Source organism: Rhizobium gallicum bv. gallicum R602sp, from assembly GCF_000816845.1.
Lineage (GTDB): Bacteria > Pseudomonadota > Alphaproteobacteria > Rhizobiales > Rhizobiaceae > Rhizobium > Rhizobium gallicum.
Genome location: NZ_CP006880.1, coordinates 1,355,473 through 1,381,586 on the forward strand (window position 1 = coordinate 1,355,473; position 26,114 = coordinate 1,381,586).

The window sequence follows — 26,114 nt, forward strand, 5'->3', positions numbered from 1 at the left end:
CCGGCGTCTACATTGTCGGCACCGCTTGCCTGCTTTCCCGGCGGAAAGCATCCGGGCTGGTCGACATCCATTTGCGGAACGCCCGGAAAAATGCGCTGGGTTCGGAATAGCCGAGTTGTGTGGCGATGTCGCCGATCGTCTTTGGCGTATTGAGCAGCATGTCCACGGCCATATCGCGGCGGATATCGTCCTTTATGCCGGCATAGCTCTGCCCTTCGTCACTCAGGCGATGACGCAGGGTGGAAACCGGCATGCGCATGTCGGCCGCAAGGTCCACGAAGTTCGACCAGGCAGCCGGCGGCAGCCTGCTCAGCCTCCGGCGGACACTGGAAGCGAGCCCGGCATCATAGCGATAGCGCACGAGGATGTTCGCCGGTGCGCCACGCAGGAACTGTTTTAGTGCCTGCTCGGTCCGCGAAACCGAAAGGTCCAGCATGGCGCTGTCGAAACCCAGCCGGCTGACGGGTTGAGAGAACCTGACGGGGGCACCGAAGAAGAGCCGGTAATCAGCTCCCTGTTTCGGCTCATCACAGCGAAAATCGACGAGCCGGAGGGGGATCCGGCGGCCCACCAGCCAGCACGTGATACCATGCAAAATGATCCAGTAGGTGCGATAGGCGAAAGCCGAGCGAGGCCTGCCGGCATCCGCAAGCTCGATCTCAGCCAAGCCGTCGCGAACGACGAGTTTGCCGCGCGGATCCTCGAGGACGACATTGAGGAAGCGCAGTGCCCGGTGTAACGCCTGGCCGAGGCTTCGTGCGTGCAGCACGCAGTGGCAGAGCAGCGTGAAGCTTCCGCTGCGCATGGGCCTTCCGGCCATTCCGAAAAATTCGTCATCGAGCTCGGCCGCAATCGCGAGCCACAGTGCACCGTAGCGCTCGGAAGATATCGGCTGGTCGTCGTCCTGAGGCAGTCCGAGCGCAGCAATGAGCGGGGCTGTCGGTTTTCCCATCCGGCGCAGGCTTTCGAGTGCCTCTTCGACGAATCCCGGTGCGATCATGCGCCTTTCAAGTTCAGTCATCCCCTTCCCCTCCATATGGCAAAATTGTCCAAAAATATGAAGCAGTTCTGTCATCGCTTGCAATAGTGGGACGACATAAAGTCCGTGCTATTCTGGCTGGGCGCTACATGAGAGGAGCATCGTAGGGCTGTGGGAGATGATCCATGCTGATTCGTGGAGGAACCTTTATCGTCACCGGCGGCGGATCCGGTCTCGGCGCAGCAACCGTGCGGATGCTGGTCGAAGACGGGGCGCGCGTCGTCATTGCGGATCTTAATGAAGAGGCAGGCAAGATGGTCGCCGCAGAGCTCGGCACGCAGGTTTCATACCTGTGTGCCGACGTGACGAGCGAGGTAGATGGTGCGCGCCTTGTCGCCGCTGCGCTCGATACCTTCGGTGGCCTGCGTGGGCTCGTCAACTGCGCCGGCGTTGCGCCGGCCGAAAAGGTCATTGGACGCGATGGGCCGCATCGGCTCGAGAGCTTTTCGCAAGCGATCGGCATCAATCTGATCGGCACCTTCAACATGACCCGCCTCGCCGCGTCGGCCATTCAGCAACAGGAGCCGGATAGCGAAGGCGAGCGCGGCGTCATCATCAATACAGCCTCGGTTGCCGCCTTCGACGGCCAGATCGGCCAGGCGGCCTATTCCGCCTCCAAGGGCGGTGTGGCCGCCATGACGCTGCCAATTGCCCGCGAGCTTGCCCGCCACGGTATTCGCGTCGTGTCAATTGCTCCCGGCATCTTCGAAACACCGATGATGGCAGGCATGCCGTCTGAGGTTCGTGAATCACTCGGCAGGAGCGTGCCCTTCCCGCCGCGGCTCGGCCGGCCTGCTGAATTCGCCGCCCTGGTGCGCCATATATGTGAGAACAGCATGCTGAACGGCGAAGTCATTCGTCTCGACGGCGCATTGCGGATGGGCGCGCGTTAGGCGTCAGGGAGGACTAAAATGCAATTGCAGGATCCTGTCGTGATTGTCGGCTCGGCACGCACCCCGATCGGCGGATTTCAGGGCGAGCTCAAGGATGCTACGGCGCCCGCGCTTGGAGCTGCCGCAATACGGGCCGCACTTGAACGCAGCCGCGTCGAGGCGGGGGCCGTTGATGAAGTGGTGTTTGGCTGCGTCCTACCGGCCGGCCAGGGCCAGGCGCCGGCGAGACAGGCGGCCATCGGCGCTGGCCTTGCCTTTTCGACCGGCGCCAGCACCATTAACAAGATGTGCGGCTCCGGCATGAAAGCGACGATGATTGCTCATGACCTCATTGCCGCTGGAAGTGCCTCGGTCACCATCGCCGGCGGGATGGAAAGCATGACGAATGCGCCCTATCTCCTGGATCGGGCACGTAGCGGCTACCGGCTCGGCCACGGGCGCGTTGTCGATCATCTGTTCCTCGACGGGCTTGAGGATGCTTATGACAAGGGACGTTTGATGGGCACTTTCGCGGAAGACTGCGCCGAGGCCTATCAATTCACACGCGCCGAACAGGATAGCTATGCGATCGCCTCGCTGACGCGGGCGCAAAAGGCGATCGAGGCCGGCTATTTCGATGAAGAGATCACACCGGTGACCATCAAGACCGGCAAAAGCGAACTGACGGTTGCGCACGACGAACAGCCGGGCAAGGCAAAACTTGAAAAGATTCCGGCACTGAAGCCTGCCTTCCGCGACGGCGGAACCGTGACCGCTGCTAATTCGAGCTCGATTTCCGATGGTGCAGCGGCGCTGGTCCTCATGCGCCGCTCCCAGGCCGAACGCCGCGGATTGGAGACGCTTGCCACGATCACTGCCCACGCCACCCATTCGCAGGCGCCCAATCTCTTTGCGACCGCGCCGATCGGTGCTCTTGAGAAGCTTTCCGATCGCGCCGGCTGGTCGTTTGATACAGTCGATCTTTTCGAAATCAACGAGGCTTTCGCGGTCGTCGCCATGGCTGCGATGCGCGATCTCCACCTGCCGCACGACAAGGTCAACGTGCATGGCGGTGCCTGTGCGCTTGGCCATCCGATCGGTGCATCGGGAGCACGTATCATTGTCACGCTGCTTGCGGCTCTTGAGCGATACGACCTGAAGCGCGGCATGGCCGCACTTTGCATCGGCGGCGGCGAGGCAACTGCGGTCGCCCTCGAACGGCACTAAGGGAGGAACCCGGATGATCCTTTCCGACCTGCAGCAGCAAATTCGCGATCTGGCGCGCGATTTCGCCCGCGAGCGCCTGGCACCGGGCGCCGCCGCCCGCGATCGCGATCACTCCTTCCCTCGCGAGGAACTGAACGAGATGGGCGAGCTCGGTCTGCTTGGCATGCTCGTTCCGGAAGCCTTTGGAGGCTCCGACACCGGCACTGTCGCCTATGCTGCCGCGCTCGAGGAGATCGCCGCCGGCGACGGGCCGTGCTCGACCATCATGAGCGTCCATAGCTCGGTTGCCTGCGTGCCGATCCTGAAATTCGGCAATGAAGAACAGAAGCAGCACTTCTTGCCGAGGCTCGCGAGCGGCGAATGGATCGGAGGTTTCGCACTGACCGAGGCGCAGGCAGGCTCCGATGCCTCAAACCTGCGCAGCCGCGCGCGCCGCAACGGCGATCATTATGTGCTCGACGGCGCCAAGCAGTTCATCACCTCGGGCAAGAATGGCCAGATGATCATCGTCTTCGCGGTCACCGATCCCGAAGCCGGCAAGAAGGGTATCACCGCTTTCATTGTGCCGACCGATACACCCGGTTACGAAGTCATCCGTGTCGAAGAAAAGCTTGGCCTCCATTCGACCGATACCTGCCAGATCGCCTTCAACGGCATGCTCATCCCCGCTGAACTCAGGCTCGGCGCGGAAGGGGAAGGATACCGCATCGCGCTGGCCAATCTCGAAGGCGGGCGGATCGGCATTGCCGCGCAGGCGGTTGGCATGGCACGCGCGGCCTATGAGGCGGCGCGCGACTATGCGCTCGAGCGTGTCGCTTTTGGCAAACCGATCATCGAGCACCAGGCCGTCGCCTTCCGTCTTGCCGACATGGCGACGCAGATCGAGGCCGCGCGCCAGCTCGTCTTCCATGCAGCGGCATTGCGCGAAAGCGGCCTGCCGTGTCTTTCCGAAGCCTCGATGGCGAAGCTCTTTGCCTCCGAAATGGCAGAGAGGGTCTGCTCCGACGCGATCCAGATCCATGGCGGCTACGGCTATATGGCCGATTATCCGGTCGAGCGGATCTACCGGGATGTCCGCATCTGTCAGATTTATGAAGGAACGAGCGATGTGCAGCGCATGGTGATTGCGCGCAATCTGTAAACCAAGGATGCGCTGTCCCCTCCTGGAGGAGAGGAGCGGACGGCAAAGGGAGGAATGAGACCATATGGCGGAATTCGCTCAACTGAGCTTGCATGTCCCCGAACCCGCCGTCCGTCCGGGCGGCCAGCCTGATTTTTCCAACGTCAAGATCGCCAAGGCAGGCGCTGTGCCGCGCCCTGAGGTCGATGTCGCGTCTGAGGACATCCGCGAGCTCGCCTATTCGATCATCCGCGTCCTTAATCGCGACGGTGAGGCCGTCGGCCCGTGGTCGGGCATGCTTTCGGACGGCGAACTGCTCACCGGCCTTCGCCACATGATGAAGCTCAGGGCCTTTGACGCCCGCATGCTGATGGCGCAGCGCCAGGGAAAGACATCCTTCTACATGCAGCATCTCGGGGAGGAAGCCGTCAGCTGCGCCTTCCGCAAGGCGTTGCGCAAGGGCGATATGAACTTTCCGACCTATCGCCAGGCGGGACTGTTGATCGCCGACGACTATCCGATGGTCGAGATGATGAACCAGATCTACTCGAATGAGAGCGACCCGCTGCACGGCCGGCAGCTGCCGATCATGTATTCCTCGAAGGACCACGGTTTCTTCACGATCTCCGGAAATCTCGCGACGCAATATGTTCAGGCAGTCGGCTGGGCGATGGCGTCGGCCATCAAGAACGACAGCAAAATCGCCGCCGGTTGGATCGGCGATGGCTCGACAGCCGAATCCGACTTTCACTCCGCGTTGGTTTTCGCCTCCACGTACAAGGCTCCAGTGATCCTCAATATCGTCAACAATCAATGGGCGATCTCGACGTTCCAGGGCATCGCCCGCGGTGGCTCCGGTACTTTCGCTGCCCGCGGTCTCGGCTTCGGCATCCCGGCACTGCGTGTCGACGGCAACGACTATCTCGCCGTCCATGCCGTTGCCTGCTGGGCAGCCGAGCGCGCCAGGCGGAATCTCGGTCCGACGCTGATCGAATATGTGACCTATCGCGTCGGCGCCCATTCGACGTCGGACGATCCGAGCGCTTATCGTCCGAAGACGGAGTCTGAGGCCTGGCCGCTTGGCGATCCGGTTCTTCGCCTGAAAAAGCATCTGATCGTCAGGGGCGTCTGGTCCGAAGAACGTCATCTTCAGGCGGAGGCTGAGATCATCGACGAGGTGATCGAGGCGCAAAGAAAGGCAGAGCAGCACGGCACACTGCATGCCGGCGGCAGACCTTCCGTGCGCGACATCTTCGAGGGCGTCTATGCCGAGATGCCGCCGCATATTCGCCGCCAGCGGCAGAAAGCGGGATACTGAGATGGCCAGAATGACGATGATTGAGGCCGTGCGCAGTGCCATGGACGTTTCGATGGCCCGCGACGACAGCGTCGTGGTGTTCGGCGAGGACGTCGGTTACTTCGGCGGTGTTTTCCGCTGCACGCAAGGGCTTCAGGCTAAATACGGCAAGACCCGCTGCTTCGATACGCCGATCAGCGAATCCGGCATCGTCGGAACGGCGATCGGCATGGCGGCTTACGGGTTAAAGCCCTGCGTCGAAATCCAATTTGCCGATTACATGTATCCTGCCTACGACCAGATCACTCAAGAGGCCGCCCGCATCCGTTACCGCTCGAACGGGGATTTCACCTGCCCCATCGTGCTGCGTATGCCAACCGGCGGCGGTATCTTCGGCGGTCAGACGCACAGCCAAAGCCCGGAGGCGCTCTTTACCCATGTCTGCGGCCTGAAGGTTGTCGTGCCTTCCAACCCTTTTGATGCCAAGGGCCTGCTCATCTCGTCCATCGAGGATCCGGATCCGGTGATGTTCCTGGAGCCGAAGCGGCTCTACAACGGTCCCTTCGACGGTCATCACGAGCGCCCTGTGACCCCCTGGTCGAAACATGACCTCGGCGAAGTACCTGAGGGACACTATACCGTCCCGATCGGCAGGGCCGAGATCAGGCGGTTGGGATCTGCCGTGACAGTCATTGCCTATGGCACCATGGTGCATGTAGCGCTTGCAGCTGCGGAGGATGCCGGCATTGATGCCGAAGTCATCGATTTACGAAGCCTCTTGCCACTCGATCTCGATACCATCGTACAGTCGGTCACGAAGACCGGCCGCTGCGTCGTCGTCCATGAGGCAACGCTTACGTCCGGCTTTGGTGCCGAAGTGGTGTCGCTCGTGCAGGAGCATTGTTTCTACCATCTGGAAGCGCCGGTCATGCGTGTCGCCGGTTGGGACACGCCCTATCCGCACGCACAGGAATGGGACTATTTCCCCGGGCCTGCGCGCGTCGGGCGGGCACTTGCAGAAGTGATGGAGGCGTAAGCCATGGGCGAGTTTACGATCAAGATGCCCGATGTCGGCGAAGGGGTGGCCGAGGCTGAACTTGTCGAATGGCACGTAAAGGCCGGTGATCCCGTGCGCGAGGACATGGTGATCGCCGCCGTCATGACGGATAAGGCGACGGTCGAAATCCCTTCTCCCGTTACCGGCATCGTCGTCTGGCTAGGGGCGGAGATCGGCGACCGGGTCGCCGTGAAGGCGCCTTTGGTGCGCATCGAGACGGCCGGTGAAGGCGGCGAGATTCGAACCGAAATCCCTGCGGCTGTAACGCCCGCGAAAGCTCTTGAGCCACCGTTGCCTGCATTAGATCTCACAAAGGGAACGGTACCGAAAGCCGCTACCGCGCCTCGTGAAATTGTTGCGGTGCCCGCCGAAAAGCCGCTCGCCTCCCCTGCCGTCCGGCTCTTTGCCCGGGAGAACGGCATCGATCTCAGGCAGGTGACGGGAAGCGGTCCTGCCGGCCGTATCCTGCGCGAGGATATCGACCAGTTTTTCGCGCACGGCGCGGCCCCCTTCCCGGCGCAAGTGGTTCCAGGAAGAAAGACTACGACAGAAGAGATCAAACTTACCGGCCTTCGCCGGCGCATTGCCGAGAAGATGTCGCTGTCAGCCTCCCGCATTCCCCACATTACCTATGTCGAGGAGATCGACATGACGGCGCTGGAGGAACTGAGAGCCACAATGAACCGCGACCGCAAGCCGGAACAGCCGAAGCTTACCGTCCTGCCTTTCCTGATGCGGGCAATCGTCAAGGCGGTTGCTGAACAGCCAAACCTCAACGCTACCTTCGACGATCATACAGGCGTACTCACCCGTCATGGGGCCGTCCACATCGGCATTGCAGCGCAGACGCCCGCCGGGCTGGTGGTGCCTGTCGTGCGACATACGGAGGCGCGCGGCATCTGGGATTGCGCCAGCGAGATGAACCGGCTTGCGGAGGCGGCGCGCACGGGTTCAGCGACGCGTGATGAGCTCGGCGGCTCGACGATCACCATCAGTTCGCTCGGCGCGCTCGGCGGCATCGTCTCGACGCCTGTGATCAATCATCCCGAAGTTGCCATCATCGGCGTCAACAAGATCGCCGTCCGTCCGGTCTGGGACGGCACGCAGTTCGTGCCGCGGAAGATGATGAACCTCTCCTCAAGCTTCGACCATCGCATCGTAGACGGATGGGATGCTGCCACCTTCGTCCAGCGCGTCCGGGTTCTTCTCGAAACGCCGGCACTCATTTTCATCGAAAGCTGAGTTTTATGAAAGAGATCGTCTGCAAGCTCCTCGTCATCGGCGCCGGTCCTGGAGGCTATGTCTGCGCCATCCGGGCTGGCCAGCTCGGCATCGACACCGTCATCGTGGAGGAGAGCAAACCTGGCGGAACCTGCCTGAATGTCGGCTGCATCCCGTCCAAGGCGCTAATTCATGCGGCAGAAGAGTTCGCCGTAGTCCGCCGCATGGCTGCCGGAAGGAGCCCGATCGGCATCCGTGTGGCGGATGCTGCCATCGACCTGGCGAAAACCATCGGTTGGAAGGATGGTATCGTTGGCCGGCTCACCAGCGGTGTCTCAACGCTGCTTCATAAGGCGAATGTCAAGATCGTCCACGGACGCGCGGTTTTTCGCGACGGCAAGACCGTGGAGGTGGAGACGGAAACGGGTGCGCAGATCATTCGCGCCGACACCGTGGTCATCGCCACCGGCTCGGAGCCGGTCGACCTTGCAAGTCTTCCCTTCGGTGGTCGCGTCATTTCCTCAACCGAGGCCTTGTCGCTTAAGGATCTGCCGGAGAAGCTTGTGGTTGTCGGCGGCGGCTATATCGGCCTCGAGCTCGGCACCGCCTTTGCCAAGATGGGCTCCGAGGTGACCGTTGTCGAAGCACTGCCGCAGATCCTGCCGCAATATGATGCCGATCTCGTGCGCCCTGTGCTACGCAAGCTCGGAGAGCTCGGCATTCGCGTGCTGACCAGTGCAAAAGCCAAGGGGCTCTCTGGCGACGGAAATGCACTCTTTGTCGAGGCGGCGGATAGTCAGGAACAACAGCTGCCGGCCGACCGCATCCTGGTCACCGTCGGACGCAAGCCGAAAACCACAGGATCGGGGCTGGAAGAGCTCGATCTAGATCGTTCAGGGCCTTACCTGCGCATCGACGAGCGCTGCCGCACGTCGATGCGGGGCATATATGCGATCGGCGATGTCACCGGCGAGCCGATGCTTGCCCACCGCGCCATGGCGCAGGGCGAAATGGTGGCCGAGATTGTGGCCGGCCGGAAGCGTGCCTGGGACAAGCGCTGCATTCCGGCAGTTTGCTTCACGGACCCGGAGATCGTGACGGCGGGTCTTTCCCCCGGCGAGGCCCGTGCTCAGGGCTATGAGATCCGCGTCGGCCAATTTCCCTTCAGCGCCAACGGCCGCGCCATGACGATGCATTCGGACGAAGGCTTCGTGCGTGTCGTGGCTCGCGCCGACAGCAATCTTGTCCTCGGCCTTCAGGCCGTCGGCGCCGGGGTTTCGGAGCTTTCGGCCACCTTCGCGCACGCCATGGAGATGGGCGCGCGCCTCGAGGATATCGCCGGTACGATCCATGCCCATCCGACACGCAGTGAAGCCATCCAGGAAGCAGCCCTTAAGGCACTCGGCCATGCATTGCACACATGACGTGTAGTTGCGAACGGTCCGTAGATTGCGTGGGACTAGCGCGCCGATGTCAGAGCCTAGTTCTTGCATCTTCCATTTCCGTACGAGCCGGGAATCGCGTCTTGTGAGCACGGCAACAGTGGCTTTCGGTCGGGAAGACGTCGTCTGGCTTTCTCGCGGCTTTTGGTAAAGTGCTCCCCGAAAGGGGAGACGAAACAAAGACGGGAAGCACTCCGCCGGGATACGCCGGTCGGTCACGATACGGCCGATCATTGCATGGTCGGCAACTGCTTCAAGGGATTGGCGAGCGGCACACCGAGCGGCTTGAAATGGCGCTCATTGGCCGTCAGAACGGTGAGACCGTGCGCGGCGGCGGTGGCGGCAATTGCGATGTCCTCGAAGCCGGGATCATGGGCACGCGCCCGGTCGAGAAGCAGGCCGGCATGACGCGCCTCCTCGATGCCGAACGGCAGGATGCGCCCCGCATAGAAATGTTCCACCGCCGATAGCCAGCGGCCTAAGTTCTCCGCCTTCGTCGTCGTTGCGATCCTGACGGCTCGAGCAACGCCTGCCTCGATCTCGGCAATGGTGATCGTCGAAAGATAAAGCCGGTCACTATGGGCGCGCATCCATGCTGTGAACGCCTCGACGTAGGAGTGGCCGCCGGTTGCGAGCAAATTTATGAGCTTCTCCATCTGGCGGTGGCCTTTAGCCACTGCCTCGTTCTTGCCTCTGGATCGCTGTTGAGCGTAATGTCGGTCACAACGGCCGCGCTGTCTGCGCCATGGGCAAAGACGCCGTCGATTCGATCGACATTCAGCCCGCCGATGGCGACAAGCGGCAGGCCGGCGATGCGTATTTTCCATTCGCGGAGTCGTTCCAGCCCCTGCGGCGCCCATTTCATCTGCTTCAGGATCGTCGCATAGATTGGGCCGAGCGCGACATAGTCCGGCCTTGCGGAGAGCGCTGTCTCCAGCTCGGCTCCGTCATGCGTCGAGAGCCCGAGCTTCAGACCGGCTTCACGAATCGCGGAAAGATCGGCTCCGGCCAGATCCTCCTGTCCCAGATGGAGGAAATCGCATCCCTCCTCGATCGCCAGTTGCCAATAGTCGTTGATGATCAGCTGGCATCCATTCGCGGAGCAGATCGACTTTGCGTTGCGGATATCAGCACGGATTTCTGCCTCGGTCCGGTCCTTGATGCGGAGTTGAACCAGCTTGACGCCGAGCGGGACCAAGCGGGCGATCCACTCTGCGCTGTCGACAATCAGATAGAATGGATCGAGCCTCATGCAAAGACCGCCGTTCCGATGACCGGCGTCGAGGGCACGGCCATCTCGCGCGGCTCCAACATACCGGCACCGAATGCCTGATGGCCCGCCTCGATTGCCCTGGCAAAAGCCTCGGCCATGGAGACAGGATCGCCGGCGCCCGCCACAGCGGTGTTGAGAAGAACCGCATCAAAGCCGAGTTCCATGACGGTTGCTGCATGCGAGGGCCTGCCGATGCCGGCGTCGACGATCAGCGGCACCTCGGGAAAATGCCCGCGTATCGCTCGAAGGGCAGAGAGATTGAGCGGCCCGGCGGCACTGCCGATCGGCGCGCACCAGGGCATCAAAACCTTGCACCCCGCTTCCAGCAAGCGTTCCGCCACCACAAGATCATCGGTCGTGTAAGGAAAGACTTCGAAGCCCTCACCCGAGAGGATACGCGCGGCTTCGACCAGCCCAAAGACATCGGGCTGCAGCGTATCGTGATTGCCGATCACCTCCAGCTTGATCCAGTTGGTCTGAAACACCTCGCGCGCCATCTTCGCCGTCAGCACGGCTTCGGAGACGCCATGGCAGCCGGCCGTATTGGGCAGCACACGTACGCCGAGCGCCCGGATCATGTCGAAAAACCCACCACCGTTCCGGCCGCCGGCGGTTTCACGCCGCAAAGAGACGGTGACGATAGCGGTCTGCGATCGCTGGACGGCTTCAGTCAAGATTGCCGGTGAGGGATAGCGAGCCGTTCCGAGAAGAAGGCGGGACGCAATTTCGGCTCCATAAAGGTTCAGCATGGCTCAACCTCCCTGCATCGGGGTCAGAATTTCTATCCGGTCATTCTCGTCAAGCGTATGGCCCGCCCGCTCCTCCCGGTGGACGAGCTCGCCGTTGACGGCGGTTGCGAGCCACTCGCCTTCGTACTCCATCAGGCTCAGCAGCTCGGAAAGCGTCTTGGCACAGATATTCTGAGCCTCGCCATTGATGATCAGTCTCATGAAAACATCCCTTCTTGTTGGCCTACTTGTTGGGGTTTGCCGAATACAAGCTCCACAGCTTCGGCCGCCATTGCCGGTGCCAGCAAAAAACCGTGACGATACAAGCCGTTGACGAATACTGTGTTCGCGTCGCGGACGGCGCGGGGAAAGTTATCGGCGAAGGCGGGGCGGATTCCGGCGCCGGTCTCGACGACGGTTGCGTCTGCAAAGGCCGGATGAAGCGCGTAGGCGGCGTTCAGCAGTTCCATCAACGAGCGTGCCGAAATCGGCCCGTCGAAATCGGTTTCGATCATCGTGGCACCGACCATGAAAAGCCCGTCGCTGCGAGGGACGATGTAGAGCGGGATGCGCGGATGCAGCAGGCGAACCGGGCGGGAAAGGTCCACCTCCCGGGTCTTGAGATAGAGCATCTCGCCGCGAACACCGCGAAGTCCGCCGGCCTTGCCAATCTGCGCCGCACCAGTGCAGTCGACATAGTCGTCGAAGCTGACCTCGTCGGCATCTCGAACGAAGGACACGCCCTGCGTTGCAAGCCTCTCCCGCAGCCTTGCGAGCGCCCGGCGGGGATCAAGATGGGCTTCGCGAGGAAAGAACAGGCCTTGCCGGAAGCGCCCGGCAAGGGCGGGTTCCAGCCCGGCAATGGCCTTCCCATCGAGCCATTCACAACCGGTCGTGCGGCTGGCGAAGCGTTGCAGTTCACCAAGATCGCGGGCCGGCGCGACCACGAGCGTACCATTGCGTCGCACTTCTCCCGGCACCATCGCCTCCCACCGGTCGGCGGCGTCGAGGCCCTGTAAGAGCACTGCTTCGTCAGCACTTTCCCGCTCGCACCAAGGCGCCAGCATTCCGCCGGCAAACCAGGATGCGGCACCCCTGAAACCCTCATTCGGATCCACGACCGTCACATCAGCACCGCGGGCTTGAAGCGCATGGGCAACCGAGAGGCCGGCAACGCCGGCCCCTTTGACAAGCACGCGCATCTCAGTCGCCCGAATGCTGAAGTGCTTCGATTGGAACGTAGAGATCCCCGCCCTCTCGGAATTTTGCTGCCATCGCATCCAGGCCCTCCTTCTGCGCCTCGGCGCGAATGTCGTGCGAAATCCGCATGGAGCAGAATTTCGGGCCGCACATCGAGCAGAAATGCGCGACCTTGTGCGCCTCTTTCGGCAGCGTTTCGTCATGGAAGCTGCGGGCTGTTTCCGGGTCTAGCGAGAGATTGAACTGATCCTCCCAGCGGAACTCGAAGCGGGCGCGGGACAATGCGTCGTCGCGAAGACGCGCGGCCGGATGTCCCTTGGCGAGGTCGGCGGCATGCGCTGCGATTTTGTAGGTGATCACCCCGGTCTTGACATCATTGCGATCCGGCAACCCCAGATGCTCCTTTGGCGTGACATAGCAAAGCATGGCCGTCCCGAACCAACCAATCATCGCAGCTCCTATGCCTGAGGTGATATGGTCGTAGCCGGGTGCGATATCCGTCGTCAGAGGGCCGAGCGTGTAGAAGGGCGCCTCGCCGCAGACGGCAAGCTGCTTGTCCATGTTTTCCTTGATCTTGTGCATCGGAACATGGCCTGGCCCTTCGATCATCACTTGGCAGTCCTTTTCCCAGGCAATCTTCGTCAGTTCGCCAAGGGTTTCGAGCTCGGCGAACTGCGCTGCGTCATTGGCATCGGCAATCGAGCCCGGCCGCAGGCCGTCGCCGAGCGAGAAGGAGACATCATAGGCGCGGCAGATATCGCAGATCTCCTCGAAATGCTCGTAAAGAAAACTCTCACGGTGGTGATGCAGACACCACTTCGCCATGATCGAGCCGCCGCGCGAGACGATTCCGGTCACCCGGTTGACGGTCAGCGGGATATAGTGGAGCCGCACGCCGGCATGGATGGTGAAATAGTCGACACCCTGTTCCGCCTGTTCGATCAGCGTGTCACGATAAACCTCCCATGTCAGGTTCTCGGCAACGCCTTCGACCTTTTCCAGCGCCTGGTAGAGCGGCACGGTACCGATCGGCAATGGCGAATTGCGGATGATCCATTCGCGGATATTGTGGATGTTGCGGCCGGTCGAAAGGTCCATGACCGTATCGGCACCCCAGCGCGCCGCCCAAACCATCTTTTCGACCTCTTCGGCCATCGACGAAGTGACGGCGGAATTGCCGATATTGGCGTTGATTTTCACCAGGAAGTTGCGACCGATGATCATCGGTTCGGCCTCCGGATGATTGATGTTGGCGGGGATGATCGCGCGGCCTGCGGCCACTTCCTGCCGGACGAATTCCGGTGTGACATAGTCGGGGATATGGGCACCGAAGCTTTCGCCGTCGCGCACTATGGCCTCGCCTTGAGCCTTTCGGCCGAGATTTTCGCGGATGGCGATGAATTCCATTTCCGGCGTGATGATGCCGGCACGCGCATAGGCAAGCTGGGTGACGGCCTTGCCATTCTTGGCCCGCAGCGGCTGGCGCTGGCCGGGAAATTCGGGCGTCAGCCGCTCACCGCTGGCAAAACCATTGTCTTCCGGGCGCACGTGGCGACCCTGATAGGCCTCGACGTCGCCGCGGGCCAGCACCCAGTCGCGCCGAAGCTGAGGCAAGCCTTCTTCGATGCGAATATCGGCCCCCTCGACCGTATAAGGGCCAGACGAATCATAGACCGCGACTGGCGGCTCGCCTGCGGTCGGATGAACGCTGATCTCGCGCATAGGCACGCGAATGCCGGGATGGATATCTCCCGCAACGTAAACTTTGCGGGATGCCGGCAACGGGCCGGTGGTAACGGTCGGGGTAATGGTCTTTGCGGCAATATTCATGGTTTGAGGCTCCAAGTTGTGATTGGAGACCCAGTCCTCAGCCGGAATGATGGAAAGACGCCGGCATGGATTCCACGCGTGAATTCCAAGCCTTTCGAGCGCTCGCACCGTCCCTACGCCAGTATGAACTGGATCAGGTTCAACGGGTCACTGCGCGCGACAGCAGTATCTCAGCCCCTTGCCGGGACCCCCCTGGTGAATGTTCAAAGGTTAAGGTCGGGTGTCGCCGGTGTCAAGACGAGCGGCTCACGTCACCCTCCTTTGCAGTCAGCGTGCCAGCCACCCGCCGTCGACCGGCAGGACGGTGCCGTGGACGTAGTCGGACGCGGATGAGGCGAGAAACACCGCCGCACCGCCGAGTTCGGCGGGCACTCCCCACCGCCCTGCCGGGATGCGTGCCAGAATGGCGGTACTGCGGTCCAAATCTTCTCGGAGCGCCGTCGTGTTGTTGGTGACAAAGTAGCCGGGCGCGATGGCGTTGACGTTGACGCCTTTGGCTGCCCATTCGCAGGCAAGCAGCCTTGTGACACCGGCAAGGCCGCTCTTGGAGGCCGTGTAGGACGGAATGCGGATGCCGCCTTGGAAGGACAGCAGCGAGGCGATGTTGATAATCTTGCCCCTGCCCTTTTCGATCATGTGGCGGCCAGCGGCCTGAGCCAGGAAGAAGGCCGTTTTGAGATTGGTGTCGATGACTGCGTCCCAGTCTTCCTCGGTGAAGTCGATCGCATCGGCGCGGCGAATGATACCGGCATTGTTGACGAGGATGTCGAGTGCACCGAAGGCCGAGAGCGTTTCGGCGACGATGCGCTTTACCGGCGCGATCGTGCCAAGATCGGCGTTGATGGCGTGGAAGCGCGCGCCAGCCTCCGTGACCATCGCCTCGGTTTCATCCATGGACGAGCGGCCGACGGCGGCAATCGAGGCACCTGCTTGCGCAAGCGCCATCGCAATGCCCTGCCCTATGCCAGTATTGGCGCCGGTGACAATGGCCACGCGGCCGGAAAGATCAAATGGGTTTGCCATTGGACTTACCTTAAATCTGCAATCGCGATCTGATCCATGTCGGTGAAGCTCTTGTTGTCACCGGCCATCGCCCAGATGAAGCTGTAATTCTTGGTGCCAGCACCTGAATGGATCGACCACGGAGGCGAGATGATCGCCTGCTCGTTTGCAACCAGCATGTGCCGGGTCTCCTGCGGTTCGCCCATGAAATGGAAGATGCGCTGATCGGCATCGAGATCGAAGTACAGGTAGGCTTCCATGCGACGGTCATGGATGTGGCTCGGCATGGTGTTCCAGATGCTGCCCGGCTCCAGCACGGTCAGTCCCATGGTGAGCTGGCAGGACTGGCAGACCTCGGGATGGATGAACTGGAAGATTGATCGCCTGTTGGCAGTTGCCGCTTCGCCAAACGTGAGATGCCGAGCCTGTTCGCGCGTCAATAGCACCGTGGGATGCGGTTGATGTGCCGGCGTCGAAACGAGGTAGAATTTGGCGGGATTACCGGCATCAGCACTTTCGAAGCGGATGTCCACCGCGCCCTTGCCGATATATAGGCAATCGTATTTCGCGCTGTCGTACGCCTTGCCGTCGACCAGGACGCGGCCTGCTCCCCCGATGTTCAGCGCACCGAGTTCGCGTTCGGCAAGGAAGGTTTCCTGGCCGATTGCTTTTGGCGCCGTCAACGTGAGCGCGGCGCCGAGCGGCATTGCGCCGCCGATCACCATGCGGTCGTAATGCGAATAGGTAAGCCTGATTTCGCCGCCTTCGAAGACGGTGTCGACAAGAAAGTGGCGTCGCAGTGTGTCGGTGTCGTAGGCGCGGACGGCCTCGGGATGGGAAGCATGTCTTACGTCGACTTTCATTGAAAATTTCCTTTCTTTTCAGTGCATACCAAAGATTTCTTCGCATCTTCGATAAAGTAATTCGGGTCCCAGATTTCGGCCCTTTCGACCTCGTACAGAAGTCTGCCGAGATGGAGGTCCATTGCCTCGACGGCACCCTTCTTGTCGCCCCTGCGCATATAGCCGATGACGGTCGAATGCTCCTCGATGACGCGGGCGAGACGGCCATCCTGCGGCAACGTCAGGAGGCGGTAACGGTCGCTGTGCACCTTGACCTGCTCGATAATTGCCCAGATGCCGGAAAAGCCGGCGATATCGCTGATCAGTTTGTGGAAATCGATATCAAGCCGGTGGAATGCCGCCACGTCGCCATTGCGAAGGCAGGCGCCAAGGTCGTCGAGATTGCGATCGAGCAGGCGGATGCCGGCTGGCGTCATCTTGTCGACGGCATGGCCGACGGTGGTTATCTCAAGGGCTTTGCGCACAAGAATGGCTTCATAGAGAGCGCGGCGCGGAATGCGCGAGACGAACGTGCCGGACTGGGGAAAGATATCAACGAGGCCATCGTCGGAAAGACGTAAGATCGCCTCGCGGATCGGCGTTCGGCTGACGCCGAAATGCGCCTCCAACTCCTTCTCGCTCAACAAGTCCATGGGCTTGCGCCGAAGCGAGAGGATGTCGTCGCGCAAGACATCGTAGACCAGGGTTGCGGCGCGAGGAGCTGCGGCACGCTGATGGGAAAGTTGGGTTACGCCCGCCAAGGACCGCTTCTTGCGTGCTTCGCTCATTGGCCACGCGTTTTGTCAAATCGCAGTTTGAAATACCGATTGACTTGCACCGATTGCCCTCCCGCAGGCCTTCGCGGAAGTAGTATATTAGTATCTGACTGCGGGCAACGGAAAATCGATCGATGGATGGGCGAATAAAAAGGGGCGGCGTGAAAGCGGCAAACGTTAGCAACCAGGAGGCTGGCTCCTTAGGTGACTCTGAGACGGTAGCGCGCCGAAAAGTCGCCTTCCCACCACATGGGAAAGTTCGTACCCCATTTATTGTTGTGCAGGTTGAAGCGCACGCCGTCGGAAAAGTCAGGCAACGCTTTGCAAAAAGTCATAAAATCCCAGTTTTGCGGTGCGACGAGCGGCGTGTCGAATGGTTCGATGGACAGCACAGTCCCATTCATATCGCCACGAACGCCGCTAACAGCCTGGAGCTGAGCGCCGCCGCTTCGAGCAATATCGCCGCTTTTGTGCCAGAGCCCCATCTTGCGCAAGCTCCATTCGGCCTTTGCTTGAGGCGTGAAGGAAAGAAAGCTTGCCTCCGGCATGCGGTTGGCCGCTTTTGAATGCATCGTCAGCCGAAACTCAAGAGCATCGCCGCGCGTTAAAAATTGCAGCATGACATACTCCGGCGCGCCGTATCGGCTGACCGCTTCATCGGGCATCGCAAGCAGCACCCCTGCTCGACCAGCGGCCTTCAAGGCAGGCATGTAGGTTCTCGACAGTGCAGCACCGGACCTGGCAAGCCCCGGCTTGTCGTGATCGAGGATCGCCCATTCCTGACGATGCGTAAGATATGTATCCATATGCCGGGCGACATCGCTGGCGTCATAGCTCTCGTAGCGATAGGCAATCAGCGATCCGCTGCGACCGGCAATCTTCTTGCCGGTAGGCATCGTAAGAGCGCAAATGTCGCCGGATACTGGATCAACATCAATAGCCCAACCACCGGCCGAAAGGCGCTGCTGGCGTTCGCCCGCCGAGATCATAACGGGCGCGGAAAGCTCGGTTAGAGCGGCCTTTGCCGCCGTGGCATCGGCGCCATCCAGCTGCCGTACGGCTTCATCGAGATAGGAGCGCTGCTCATTCCAGGAGGCTTCCGCATAGGCAAACCGGAAGTCGCTCGCCCGGGCTGTTTCGAAATCCTCGCGGGACCATGCCTGGTCATCTCGGAGATAGGATTTGATGTCGACGCCACAGGTATGTTCTGCAACCATCGCAAGCTTGCGGCCGAATGCGAGCCGGGCGGAATTCAAGCCCTCAGCCGCAAAGCGGTCATAGAGCCGCTGCAACGCGAGAAACTGCGCGGTTTTCTGCGGATCGCTGGCAATGCCGTGAATCCAGCTATCACCGAGCTCGAGCTCCATGCGCGGAAAGCGTTCGCGATTTTCCCAAAGAAGCGCCCCGTAGTCCTCGAGCGTCGCTGCACGGATGATCGCATCGGGATTACGCTGGTGCATCTGCCGGTAGACGTCGGCTGTCTGCGCCACGCTTTGCGGGCCAATATTGTCGCTCGTGTGCGCAAAGCCCAAACCCTCGGAAACACCGTCCGGGAAGTATGTTTCGCCATAGGAACGCTGATACATCACAACGATCTCTTCGCCGCCGGGCGCGCGCCAGCGAAAGATATCAGGCACCTGCGGCGGCGGCGAAGCAGTGTTGACGCCGAGATGCAGGAAACGAATGCCGGCTTCGGCAAGCAGTGGCACCATGCCGAGCGTGTGTCCCGGCACGTCCGTCATCTTCGCTGCAATCGTCTTCTTGCCGAAGCGCCGATCCAGTTCCTGCGAGTAGGAAAGACCGGCCCGGAAGAGGTCGGGCGACATCAACTCCGTATGCGTGGTGAACGGCAGGCCATGCCAACGGATGAGCCCGCGTTCGATTGCCTGCTCCAGTTTCGCCACCTCTTGCGGCCGGCACGAATTCAGATGGTCCCAAATCAACCAGGCGCCGGTGGTCCAGATGAACTTCAAATCATCTGGATCTTCAGCGTAAAAATGCTGGCCCGTCTCGATCGCTTGCGGAATGAAGCGCTCGTGATACTGACGGCGGACCTTTTCGGCATGGTCGGTGAAACCGATGTCGAGATGGGTCTTGAAGACCAGATGCACACGCTTTTGCGTCATGAACCTTCCATTCAGCCAACCGTGCCGCGCACGACGAGACGGGTGCTCAGCGTCTCGATCAAGGGTCCGGCCTCGGGTGTCTTGAGCCGCTTGAGCATCAGCCGGACAAGCGCCCGAACCCGATCTGGCAGATCGATCCGGACGGTGGTGAGGTTGTAGCTCTTCCAATGCGATTGCGGGATGTCGTCGAAGCCGACGATCTTGACGTCGCCCGGCACCGACAAGGAAAGCTCGTGACGCAACGCATCGATTGCGCCGAACGCGCCGACGTCGTTGGAGGCAAAGATGGCATCGGCTCCATCGCCGACACGGAAAAGATCCACCGTCGCGCGATAGGCGGTATCGTAGGTGTAGTCGCCAGGCACGACGATCGGCGGCGGCATGCCGCGCCCTAAAAGCACCTGCGTGATGATGCGTTCACGCTCGGCATTGGCCAGCGATTGCGGCTTTCCGCCAAGATAGGCAATGCGGCGGGCGCCGTAACCCTGCAGCAACGCAACGGCCTGCTCGATGCCCTCTTTCTGCCGCACGACCAACCGGTCGTAGAGGCTGGCAGATGGCTTTCCGCCAAACTCTTCCGCATCATCATAAATGATGTAGATCGGCACTGCGCGATCGAGAAATCCGCAAAGCACGTCCGGCTCCACATTCTCCGTAAAGGCAATGACCGAATCCGGATTGAAACCGCGCATATAGGTGAGCAAGGTCTGGTCCATGCTCAAATCGGCCTTCGCCTTGAACAGCAAAGTGGCAAAACCCTCCGCTTGCAAGGCCGTCGTCAATGCATCGATTTCCTGGCTTTCCCAGGGACTGCACACGTCGGGGACGATCATGCCGACAAGATGCGATCGTCTCGTGACGAGCGAGCGCGCCGCCATATCCGGCGTATAATTCAACTCCCGAGCAATCTGCAGAATGCGGTCGCGCTTTTCCGGCTTCAAAGATGCATTGGGGTTGAACGCGCGCGAAACGGCAACCCGCGAAACATTGGCTTCACGCGCGACCAGGTCAGCGGTCGCACGGGCCATTTTTCTGTCGCTGCGTTCACTCATGAAAGACATCTGGCGTTGGGATTGAAAACGTGTTCATTCATCGTGCACTCGACGACGGTAAAGCGTCAAGCACCATGAAGTAGATTCACGGCGCATACGCGAACTCTGCCGCCTTTTACGGCTTTCGTCCACCGAAAAATTCCAGCGCTCGCAACCCGCAGTGTTGACAAAAATGAAAGCGTGTTCATTCTGGGGCTGGACGAGGTGGGACGTGGCTTGGAGGAGGATCCGGTCCGTTCCGATGCACCGAACCGAAAGGCGTCCGGTCGACAACCGGGCCGAATCCTAGGGAGGAGTTGCAATGCGCAAGGGCATACAGTCTTTATTGCTTGGCGTTTCGGCGGCAGTTGCCTTGTCGGGATCTGCCATAGCCACCGATCTCGACATCACCTGCCGCTGCGTCGTCGGCGGCGTGAACAGCGGCACGGCCGAATGGATCCAAAAGAAAGTCATCCCGGCCTTCACTGAAAAGATGAAGGCGCAAGGCAAGGACGTTACTGTCAAGCTGACCCAATTCGGCGGCGAAGATGAACAGTTGACGCAGCAACTGGCGCTCGACTTCTCGACCGGCGCCGGTCCGGACATTTCGGCTTTCGACGGCTTCCTCATTCCGAGCTTCGTTCAGGGCGGGCTATTAAAGCCGCTTGAAGAAATAGCAGGTCCGGACGTAGCCAGTTGGGATGGCTGGAGCCATATCGCCGATGGCACCAAGGCTTTAATGAGCTACCAGGGCAAGCCTTACGGAATTGCGCTCGGCACCGATGCACGCATGATCTTTGTGCGCAGGGATCTCTTCCAGAAAGCCGGTCTTGATGCAGACAGCTGGCAGCCGAAATCCTGGGGCGAACTGCTTGACGCTGCGCGCAAGATCAAGGCTGCCGATCCAGATTCCTTTCCACTGCAGTTGAACGCCGGCGTTTCCATGGGCGAAGCAACGACCATGCAAGGTTATTGGATGGCGCTTCTTGGCACCGGCGAGCAGGTCACCGACGAAAATGGAAAATACATCGTCGCCAGCCAAGGCATTCTCGATACGCTGAGGCTTTACAAGACCATCTATGTCGACGACAAACTGGGCGATCAGCGCGCCCAGCTCTTGTCAGACGGCCGCAACCGTACCTTTGCAAATTTCCGCGATGGCAAGACGGCAATGCTCGTCGAAGGAGACTGGTTCTACCGTTCGGTGACGGCACCGGGGGCCGAATTTGCCGTCGCCGACCGCGAAAAGGTCATGACCTGGAAGAAGATGCCGGCCGCACAGCCGGGCAAGGGCCTGCGCGGCCAGGATTTCGTCACCATTTCCGGCGGAACGGGCTTCGTCATCAACCCGCATACCGATGCGCCGAAGGAGTCCTGGGAACTGCTCTCCTTCATGAACAGTCAGGAGCAGTTGACCGCGTTCCAAGAGATCCAGCCGGCGATCCGTATCCGTGACGACGTCGCAATCCCGAACTCGCCGTTCTTGACGGAAACGGCAAAAACGCTGCTGCCGATTACGACGGCGCGTCCCAACGACGCCAGTTACAATAAGGTATCCACTGAGATCCAGCGCATGACGGAAAGCGTCGTCTCCGGCGAAATGTCGCCTGAAGACGCGATGGCCCAGTACAAGGCCGCCATTGTCGCCATCGTCGGCGAAGAAAACACCGTCAGCCGTCTCTGACCGGTCGGGACTGGACCTGGCCGGGATCACGGCCGGTCCAATCAAACGGACGCCGCAAACCGTCATCGGGTTTTCAAGAATGAAGAAGTTCTCCCTGCTTTCCACGCGCGCGGGCGCAGTTTTTCTGGCGCCCGCAGCCGCACTGGTCGGCATCTTCGTCATCATCCCCTTTTTCTGGGTAATCTTTGTTTCCTTCACGAACCAAACGCTGCTCGGACGAACGGCGCTCGAACCGGATTTCGTCGGTTTGCAGAACTACGTCGCGCTTTTTAATCCGGCGACCTTCTTCACACGCGGCCAGTTCGGCTTTTCATTGGTCCTGACGATTCAGTTCGTGTTGCTGTCGGCACTCGTCGGCCAGGCGCTGCTCGGCCTCGTGCTTGCCTGGCTCAGCCAGGCCGTCTCACCGTCCCTCAAAACCTTTCTGCAGACGACCGTGATTGCTGCCTGGATCCTTCCGGAAGTGGTGATCGGTTTTGCTTGGTTTGCCTTCCTCGACTATGACAATGGCACGCTGAACATGATCATGCGCAGTCTCGGCCTGCCGCCAGGAGACTGGCTGCTGCAGCAGCCATTCCGGGTGATCGTTTTCTTCAACACATGGCGCGGCGCCGCCTTCTCGATGATGCTTTTCAACTCGGCTTTCCAATCGATCCCGCCAAGCTATTTCCAGGCCGCCGATGTCGCCGGCGCAAGCTCTTGGCAGAAGCTGCGCGATATCGCCCTGCCGCTGATCCGCGGTCATATTGTTACCGACCTCATCCTGATTACCATGTGGACCTTCAACGTCTTCACGCCCTTCCTGCTGACAAACGGGGGGCCATCCTACCGCACCGAAATTCTTTCCATCTATACCTACCGGATCGCCTTCAAGGATTTCGAATTCGGCAAGGGTGCCGCCGTAGGCGTCGTCATCATGCTCATCAATCTGGTATTCGCGCTCGCTTACCTGCGTATCGCTCGCATAAAGACGGCGGAGGCAGAGTGATGCAGATATCGCGCGCAGTCTATGTGCAGCGCTTGGGCTTTTCGGCTGTTGCCGCGCTGCTCGGGGCCATTTTCGCGCTACCACTCGTCTGGTTCGCCTTTGCGCCGTTCAACGCGCGCGCCGAGCTCGGCCTTGCCATCCCTAAGCCGTTCACGCTGGCGAATTTTGCAACCGTCTTCCAAAACAGCTTCGCCATGCAGGCGCTGTTCAACAGTCTCGTCCAGGCCCTCGGCGGTGTCGTCTTCGTCGGCACTGCCGCAACCCTCGCAGCCTACGCGCTGTCCCGCTCCTCGGTCCCGGGCAAGGGTGCGGTCACATATATCCTGCTGCTCTTTTCTTCCGTGGTGTCCGGTTCGGCGGCAATGGTGCCGATCTTCCTGATCATATCAGCGGCGGGTCTCATCGACACGCATCTTGCTGTTATCCTTGTCTTTGCGGGCGGACTGCTGCCGACGGCGATGTTCATCCTGCGTGATTTCATCGACGCAATCCCACGCTCTTACGAAGAGAGCGCCATGGTCGCTGGCGCATCGCCGCTTCAGGCGTTCTTCGACGTGGCGTTGCCAGTGATCCGGCCCGGTATTGTCGTGGTCGTCGTCTGGGCCTTCGTGAATATCTGGGGCAGTTTTCTCATCCCCTTCATCCTGCTGCGCAGCGACAATCTGATGCCCGCCTCCGTGGCAATCTACTCGTTTTATTCCGAAGCCGGCACGCCCATTGTCACATTGCTTGCCGCCTATTCTCTTCTCTATTCGCTGCCGGTCATCGTGCTCTACCTCTTCGTAAACTGGAAGTTCGGCTTCCGGTTCTTCGGTGGCATCAAGTCGTAATCGAAAGATCAGTCTCATGGCCTCTGTCGAATTCCAGAACGTCTCTAAGAGCTTCGGTGCCTTCAACGCCGTGCCCGACATCAGCTTTTCGATCGCCGACGGCGAATTCGTCTGCCTGCTCGGGCCCTCAGGCTGCGGCAAGACCACCAGCTTGCGCATGATCGCCGGCCTGGAAACGCCTACCTCAGGCAAGGTGCTGATCGCCGGCAAGGACGTCACCTTTCTTCATCCAAAGGACCGGAAGATTTCGATGGTCTTCCAGGACTATGCGCTTTATCCGCACATGAACCTTGCCGACAACATCGCCTATCCCTTGAAGGTCCGCGGCGAGGCGGAGGACAAGCGTCATGCACGGGCCAAGGAAGTCGCCGACGTGCTTAAGATCGGCGATCTCCTAAAGCGCTTGCCGAGCCAGATTTCCGGCGGGCAACAGCAGCGCACCTCGCTTGCCCGCGCCCTTGTCTATCCAAGCCAGGTCTATCTTTTCGACGAGCCGCTCTCGAACCTCGACGCCAAGCTTCGCCTCGAGGCCCGCGGCTTCCTCAATCATCTTCAGCGCGACATGGGTATGACAGCCGTCTACGTCACCCACGATCAGGCCGAGGCCATGGCGCTTGCGACCCGCATCGCGGTCATGGACAAGGGGCGTGTCGTGCAATTTGCTCCGCCGATCGAAATTTACCGCCGCCCGGCAACCACTTTTGTCGCGAATTTCGTCGGCAATCCGCCAATGAACCTCGTTCCAGTCGAAGCCATGGTCGCAGAAGACAGGCTGCAGCTTCGAGCCGAAGGGCTGACACTTGAGGGCCTTGCGATTTCCGCGGCCGTCGCACGTGCGGCAGACGCAAAAACAATGACGCTGGGCATCCGCCCCGAGCATCTGCGCATCGCACGCGCGGGTGATGCGAACGTCATTTCCGGCATGCTCTTTGCGAATGAAAACATGGGGCCGGAAAGCCTGGTGACGATGGAGCGACAGGACTCAGGACGCGTGACGGCCCGTATCTTCACCGACGACGAAATCAAGGTCGACACCCGCGTGGCGCTTTCCTTCGATAAAGCGCATGTGACACTTTTCGACGCCACCGGCGCACGCATTCCCGTCATTGGCGAGTAGGCAGGCATCGAATGCGCGAAATCGCCATCCATGTCTCTCGCGCTGATCAGGTTGACAACCCCTATTTCTGCGTGGCCTTCGAGGTTCCCGTCGGGACCACGCGGATCGACGTAGCAATGCGCTATGCCAGGACCGAGAATTGCATTGTCGACCTCGGCCTGCTTGATCCGCGCGCCACCGACTATCCATCCACCGCCGGCTTCAGAGGCTGGAGCGGCGGAGCGCGCGATCGCTTCTTCGTTGCGACGGACGATGCCACGCCCGGCTATCTCCACGGCGATCTACCAGCGGGCCGCTGGAAGGTGATACTCGGCCTTTACAAGGTGCCGGCGGAAGGGACCGCTGTCTTCCTCACGATTGATTACGACAGGGCGAAGCGCAAACTGGAGCCGCCTCCATCCCGCACGTTCCCAGTGCGCAAGGGTGCCGGCTGGCATCGAGGCGACCTTCATTGCCATACCTACCATTCCGATGCCGCCGGCTCCCCGGAACTGCTGCATGAAGCAGCAAAACAGGCCGGTCTCGATTTTCTCGCGATCGCCGACCACAACACAATCGCCCAGCGGCGCTATTTTCATCCGAACTCCTCAACCGACCTCGTTTTCGTTCGCGCCATGGAAGTGACGACCGGCGCCGGCCACGCCAATGTCTTCGGCGTCGACGACTGGATCGATTTCCGCATGACGAAGCCAGGGGACGCTCATACACTTGCACGTTTGGTGCATGAGCGCGGAGGCCTTCTGTCCATCAACCATGACAAGCCGACGATCCCTTGGGACTACGAGCTTCCGAAGACCGACTGCATGGAGGTCTGGCAATCCACCTGGATGGCCTGGAACTGGATATCGCTCGAACGCTATCAGCGGCGCCTTTCTTCCGGCCTGAAGATTTCTGCCATCGGCGGCAGCGATTTCCACCAGCCCGCACGCCTGATGCCGGAGGGTCCGCTTGCACTTGCCCGTCCGACGACCGTGCTTTGGCTCGAAGAACTCTCCGAAGAGGCAATCCTTGCCGCCATGAAGGCAGGCCGCGGCTACGTTACCGAGAGTCCTTCCGGGCCCCACCTGGCTCTTACCGTCAACGGTAAGCCGATGGGCGAAACAGTGTCCGGTCCGGTTTTTGCCGAAGCCGAAGTGGGTGGAGCAAAAGGTGATCGCCTCCTGTTTCTGGACGCCACCGGCGTGCTTGTCGACCAGCCGATTGAGGACGATGCGTGGACGGGCCGCTTTTCCGGTGAGCCGAAGACCTTTCTGCGCGCCGAAGTCATCGCCGGGGAGAGCCGCGCGCGGCTTTTATCGGAATTCACAGCGGCGATATCCGGCACGAGCCTGCCATGGCAGCTTCGCGGTTCCGATATCCACGGCCAGCCGATCCGCCGCGCGCTCAGCAATCCCGTCTATATAGAAGCCTAA

24 protein-coding genes and 1 riboswitch are annotated in these 26,114 nt (G+C 60.7%); of the genes, 12 read left to right on the top strand and 12 right to left on the bottom strand.

Annotation, left to right across the window (positions count from 1 at the left end):
- Nucleotides 1-7: 7 nt before the first annotated feature.
- The gene (locus RGR602_RS29525; RefSeq protein ID WP_040115555.1) at nucleotides 8-1,075 is read right to left on the bottom strand and encodes an AraC family transcriptional regulator; all 1,068 of its coding nucleotides are present in this window, start codon (nucleotides 1,073-1,075) and stop codon (nucleotides 8-10) included.
- 89 nt (nucleotides 1,076-1,164) lie between these two features.
- On the opposite strand from RGR602_RS29525, the gene RGR602_RS29530 reads away from it, so the two are divergent.
- The 7 genes from RGR602_RS29530 (at nucleotide 1,165) to lpdA (ending at nucleotide 9,257) form a co-directional block, all read left to right on the top strand.
- On the top strand, nucleotides 1,165-1,932 hold the full coding sequence (locus tag RGR602_RS29530) for a 3-hydroxyacyl-CoA dehydrogenase (RefSeq protein WP_040115556.1): 768 nt from the start codon (nucleotides 1,165-1,167) through the stop codon (nucleotides 1,930-1,932).
- A gap of 18 nt (nucleotides 1,933-1,950) precedes the next feature.
- Nucleotides 1,951-3,138, top strand: coding sequence for an acetyl-CoA C-acyltransferase (locus tag RGR602_RS29535; RefSeq protein ID WP_040115557.1), 1,188 nt, complete (start codon nucleotides 1,951-1,953; stop codon nucleotides 3,136-3,138).
- A gap of 13 nt (nucleotides 3,139-3,151) precedes the next feature.
- The gene (locus RGR602_RS29540) at nucleotides 3,152-4,279 is read left to right on the top strand and encodes an acyl-CoA dehydrogenase family protein (protein ID WP_040115558.1); all 1,128 of its coding nucleotides are present in this window, start codon (nucleotides 3,152-3,154) and stop codon (nucleotides 4,277-4,279) included.
- Between the two features lie 64 nt (nucleotides 4,280-4,343).
- Entirely contained in the window at nucleotides 4,344-5,576 is a 1,233-nt protein-coding gene (locus RGR602_RS29545) for a 3-methyl-2-oxobutanoate dehydrogenase (2-methylpropanoyl-transferring) subunit alpha (RefSeq protein WP_040115559.1), read from the top strand.
- A 1-nt stretch (nucleotide 5,577) separates the two neighbouring features.
- Nucleotides 5,578-6,591, top strand: a complete 1,014-nt coding sequence (locus tag RGR602_RS29550; protein ID WP_022717608.1) for an alpha-ketoacid dehydrogenase subunit beta — start codon at nucleotides 5,578-5,580, stop codon at nucleotides 6,589-6,591.
- Nucleotides 6,592-6,594: 3 nt separating this feature from the next.
- Entirely contained in the window at nucleotides 6,595-7,854 is a 1,260-nt protein-coding gene (locus RGR602_RS29555; RefSeq protein ID WP_040115560.1) for a dihydrolipoamide acetyltransferase family protein, read from the top strand.
- A 5-nt stretch (nucleotides 7,855-7,859) separates the two neighbouring features.
- Nucleotides 7,860-9,257, top strand: coding sequence for a dihydrolipoyl dehydrogenase (gene lpdA / locus RGR602_RS29560; RefSeq protein ID WP_040115561.1), 1,398 nt, complete (start codon nucleotides 7,860-7,862; stop codon nucleotides 9,255-9,257).
- A 248-nt stretch (nucleotides 9,258-9,505) separates the two neighbouring features.
- On the opposite strand, the gene RGR602_RS29565 is transcribed toward lpdA, so the two are convergent.
- The 11 genes from RGR602_RS29565 to RGR602_RS29615 form a co-directional block, all read right to left on the bottom strand.
- On the bottom strand, nucleotides 9,506-9,931 hold the full coding sequence (locus RGR602_RS29565; protein ID WP_052451797.1) for a PIN domain-containing protein: 426 nt from the start codon (nucleotides 9,929-9,931) through the stop codon (nucleotides 9,506-9,508).
- Entirely contained in the window at nucleotides 9,916-10,527 is a 612-nt protein-coding gene (locus RGR602_RS29570; protein ID WP_040115563.1) for a thiamine phosphate synthase, read from the bottom strand. The genes RGR602_RS29565 and RGR602_RS29570 overlap by 16 nt, the downstream gene beginning before the upstream one ends.
- The gene (locus RGR602_RS29575; protein WP_040115564.1) at nucleotides 10,524-11,297 is read right to left on the bottom strand and encodes a thiazole synthase; all 774 of its coding nucleotides are present in this window, start codon (nucleotides 11,295-11,297) and stop codon (nucleotides 10,524-10,526) included. Before RGR602_RS29575 ends, RGR602_RS29570 begins: the two co-directional genes overlap by 4 nt.
- A 3-nt stretch (nucleotides 11,298-11,300) precedes the next feature.
- Entirely contained in the window at nucleotides 11,301-11,498 is a 198-nt protein-coding gene (gene thiS, locus RGR602_RS29580; protein WP_040115565.1) for a sulfur carrier protein ThiS, read from the bottom strand.
- A complete protein-coding gene (gene thiO, locus RGR602_RS29585; RefSeq protein ID WP_040115566.1) occupies nucleotides 11,495-12,478 on the bottom strand; it encodes a glycine oxidase ThiO in 984 nt (327 codons plus the stop codon). Before thiO ends, thiS begins: the two co-directional genes overlap by 4 nt.
- Nucleotide 12,479: 1 nt before the next feature.
- Nucleotides 12,480-14,306 carry a phosphomethylpyrimidine synthase ThiC gene (thiC, locus tag RGR602_RS29590; RefSeq protein ID WP_040115567.1) on the bottom strand — a complete coding sequence of 609 codons (1,827 nt, stop codon included), beginning with the start codon at nucleotides 14,304-14,306 and terminating at the stop codon, nucleotides 12,480-12,482.
- Between the two features lie 92 nt (nucleotides 14,307-14,398).
- Nucleotides 14,399-14,510: riboswitch (TPP riboswitch) on the bottom strand.
- Nucleotides 14,511-14,573: 63 nt separating this feature from the next.
- The gene (kduD, locus tag RGR602_RS29595; protein ID WP_040115568.1) at nucleotides 14,574-15,329 is read right to left on the bottom strand and encodes a 2-dehydro-3-deoxy-D-gluconate 5-dehydrogenase KduD; all 756 of its coding nucleotides are present in this window, start codon (nucleotides 15,327-15,329) and stop codon (nucleotides 14,574-14,576) included.
- A gap of 5 nt (nucleotides 15,330-15,334) precedes the next feature.
- A complete protein-coding gene (gene kduI / locus RGR602_RS29600) occupies nucleotides 15,335-16,171 on the bottom strand; it encodes a 5-dehydro-4-deoxy-D-glucuronate isomerase (RefSeq protein ID WP_040115569.1) in 837 nt (278 codons plus the stop codon).
- On the bottom strand, nucleotides 16,168-16,938 hold the full coding sequence (locus RGR602_RS29605) for a GntR family transcriptional regulator (RefSeq protein ID WP_052451798.1): 771 nt from the start codon (nucleotides 16,936-16,938) through the stop codon (nucleotides 16,168-16,170). Before RGR602_RS29605 ends, kduI begins: the two co-directional genes overlap by 4 nt.
- Nucleotides 16,939-17,126: 188 nt before the next feature.
- Complete coding sequence (locus RGR602_RS29610; RefSeq protein ID WP_040115570.1) at nucleotides 17,127-19,052, bottom strand: DUF5054 domain-containing protein; 1,926 nt, start codon at nucleotides 19,050-19,052, stop codon at nucleotides 17,127-17,129.
- Between the two features lie 11 nt (nucleotides 19,053-19,063).
- The gene (locus RGR602_RS29615; RefSeq protein ID WP_040116586.1) at nucleotides 19,064-20,104 is read right to left on the bottom strand and encodes a LacI family DNA-binding transcriptional regulator; all 1,041 of its coding nucleotides are present in this window, start codon (nucleotides 20,102-20,104) and stop codon (nucleotides 19,064-19,066) included.
- Nucleotides 20,105-20,405: 301 nt separating this feature from the next.
- On the opposite strand from RGR602_RS29615, the gene RGR602_RS29620 reads away from it, so the two are divergent.
- From RGR602_RS29620 to RGR602_RS29640, 5 genes are all read left to right on the top strand, one after another.
- A complete protein-coding gene (locus tag RGR602_RS29620; RefSeq protein WP_040115571.1) occupies nucleotides 20,406-21,767 on the top strand; it encodes an extracellular solute-binding protein in 1,362 nt (453 codons plus the stop codon).
- A 79-nt stretch (nucleotides 21,768-21,846) separates the two neighbouring features.
- Nucleotides 21,847-22,755, top strand: a complete 909-nt coding sequence (locus RGR602_RS29625) for a carbohydrate ABC transporter permease (RefSeq protein WP_040115572.1) — start codon at nucleotides 21,847-21,849, stop codon at nucleotides 22,753-22,755.
- Complete coding sequence (locus RGR602_RS29630) at nucleotides 22,755-23,585, top strand: carbohydrate ABC transporter permease (protein WP_040115573.1); 831 nt, start codon at nucleotides 22,755-22,757, stop codon at nucleotides 23,583-23,585. The genes RGR602_RS29625 and RGR602_RS29630 overlap by 1 nt, the downstream gene beginning before the upstream one ends.
- Nucleotides 23,586-23,601: 16 nt before the next feature.
- The gene (locus RGR602_RS29635; protein ID WP_040115574.1) at nucleotides 23,602-24,702 is read left to right on the top strand and encodes an ABC transporter ATP-binding protein; all 1,101 of its coding nucleotides are present in this window, start codon (nucleotides 23,602-23,604) and stop codon (nucleotides 24,700-24,702) included.
- Nucleotides 24,703-24,713: 11 nt separating this feature from the next.
- On the top strand, nucleotides 24,714-26,114 hold the full coding sequence (locus RGR602_RS29640; RefSeq protein ID WP_040115575.1) for a CehA/McbA family metallohydrolase: 1,401 nt from the start codon (nucleotides 24,714-24,716) through the stop codon (nucleotides 26,112-26,114).

Bases quoted from the DNA above. Each gene is read 5' to 3' on its own strand.
- RGR602_RS29525 (WP_040115555.1), bottom strand. From the start codon at position 1,075: ATGACAGAACTGCTTCATATTTTTGGACAATTTTGCCATATGGAGGGG.
- RGR602_RS29530 (WP_040115556.1), top strand. From the start codon at position 1,165: ATGCTGATTCGTGGAGGAACCTTTATCGTCACCGGCGGCGGATCCGGT.
- RGR602_RS29535 (WP_040115557.1), top strand. From the start codon at position 1,951: ATGCAATTGCAGGATCCTGTCGTGATTGTCGGCTCGGCACGCACCCCG.
- RGR602_RS29540 (WP_040115558.1), top strand. From the start codon at position 3,152: ATGATCCTTTCCGACCTGCAGCAGCAAATTCGCGATCTGGCGCGCGAT.
- RGR602_RS29545 (WP_040115559.1), top strand. From the start codon at position 4,344: ATGGCGGAATTCGCTCAACTGAGCTTGCATGTCCCCGAACCCGCCGTC.
- RGR602_RS29550 (WP_022717608.1), top strand. From the start codon at position 5,578: ATGGCCAGAATGACGATGATTGAGGCCGTGCGCAGTGCCATGGACGTT.
- RGR602_RS29555 (WP_040115560.1), top strand. From the start codon at position 6,595: ATGGGCGAGTTTACGATCAAGATGCCCGATGTCGGCGAAGGGGTGGCC.
- lpdA (WP_040115561.1), top strand. From the start codon at position 7,860: ATGAAAGAGATCGTCTGCAAGCTCCTCGTCATCGGCGCCGGTCCTGGA.
- RGR602_RS29565 (WP_052451797.1), bottom strand. From the start codon at position 9,931: ATGGAGAAGCTCATAAATTTGCTCGCAACCGGCGGCCACTCCTACGTC.
- RGR602_RS29570 (WP_040115563.1), bottom strand. From the start codon at position 10,527: ATGAGGCTCGATCCATTCTATCTGATTGTCGACAGCGCAGAGTGGATC.
- RGR602_RS29575 (WP_040115564.1), bottom strand. From the start codon at position 11,297: ATGCTGAACCTTTATGGAGCCGAAATTGCGTCCCGCCTTCTTCTCGGA.
- thiS (WP_040115565.1), bottom strand. From the start codon at position 11,498: ATGAGACTGATCATCAATGGCGAGGCTCAGAATATCTGTGCCAAGACG.
- thiO (WP_040115566.1), bottom strand. From the start codon at position 12,478: ATGCGCGTGCTTGTCAAAGGGGCCGGCGTTGCCGGCCTCTCGGTTGCC.
- thiC (WP_040115567.1), bottom strand. From the start codon at position 14,306: ATGAATATTGCCGCAAAGACCATTACCCCGACCGTTACCACCGGCCCG.
- kduD (WP_040115568.1), bottom strand. From the start codon at position 15,329: ATGGCAAACCCATTTGATCTTTCCGGCCGCGTGGCCATTGTCACCGGC.
- kduI (WP_040115569.1), bottom strand. From the start codon at position 16,171: ATGAAAGTCGACGTAAGACATGCTTCCCATCCCGAGGCCGTCCGCGCC.
- RGR602_RS29605 (WP_052451798.1), bottom strand. From the start codon at position 16,938: ATGAGCGAAGCACGCAAGAAGCGGTCCTTGGCGGGCGTAACCCAACTT.
- RGR602_RS29610 (WP_040115570.1), bottom strand. From the start codon at position 19,052: ATGACGCAAAAGCGTGTGCATCTGGTCTTCAAGACCCATCTCGACATC.
- RGR602_RS29615 (WP_040116586.1), bottom strand. From the start codon at position 20,104: ATGAGTGAACGCAGCGACAGAAAAATGGCCCGTGCGACCGCTGACCTG.
- RGR602_RS29620 (WP_040115571.1), top strand. From the start codon at position 20,406: ATGCGCAAGGGCATACAGTCTTTATTGCTTGGCGTTTCGGCGGCAGTT.
- RGR602_RS29625 (WP_040115572.1), top strand. From the start codon at position 21,847: ATGAAGAAGTTCTCCCTGCTTTCCACGCGCGCGGGCGCAGTTTTTCTG.
- RGR602_RS29630 (WP_040115573.1), top strand. From the start codon at position 22,755: ATGCAGATATCGCGCGCAGTCTATGTGCAGCGCTTGGGCTTTTCGGCT.
- RGR602_RS29635 (WP_040115574.1), top strand. From the start codon at position 23,602: ATGGCCTCTGTCGAATTCCAGAACGTCTCTAAGAGCTTCGGTGCCTTC.
- RGR602_RS29640 (WP_040115575.1), top strand. From the start codon at position 24,714: ATGCGCGAAATCGCCATCCATGTCTCTCGCGCTGATCAGGTTGACAAC.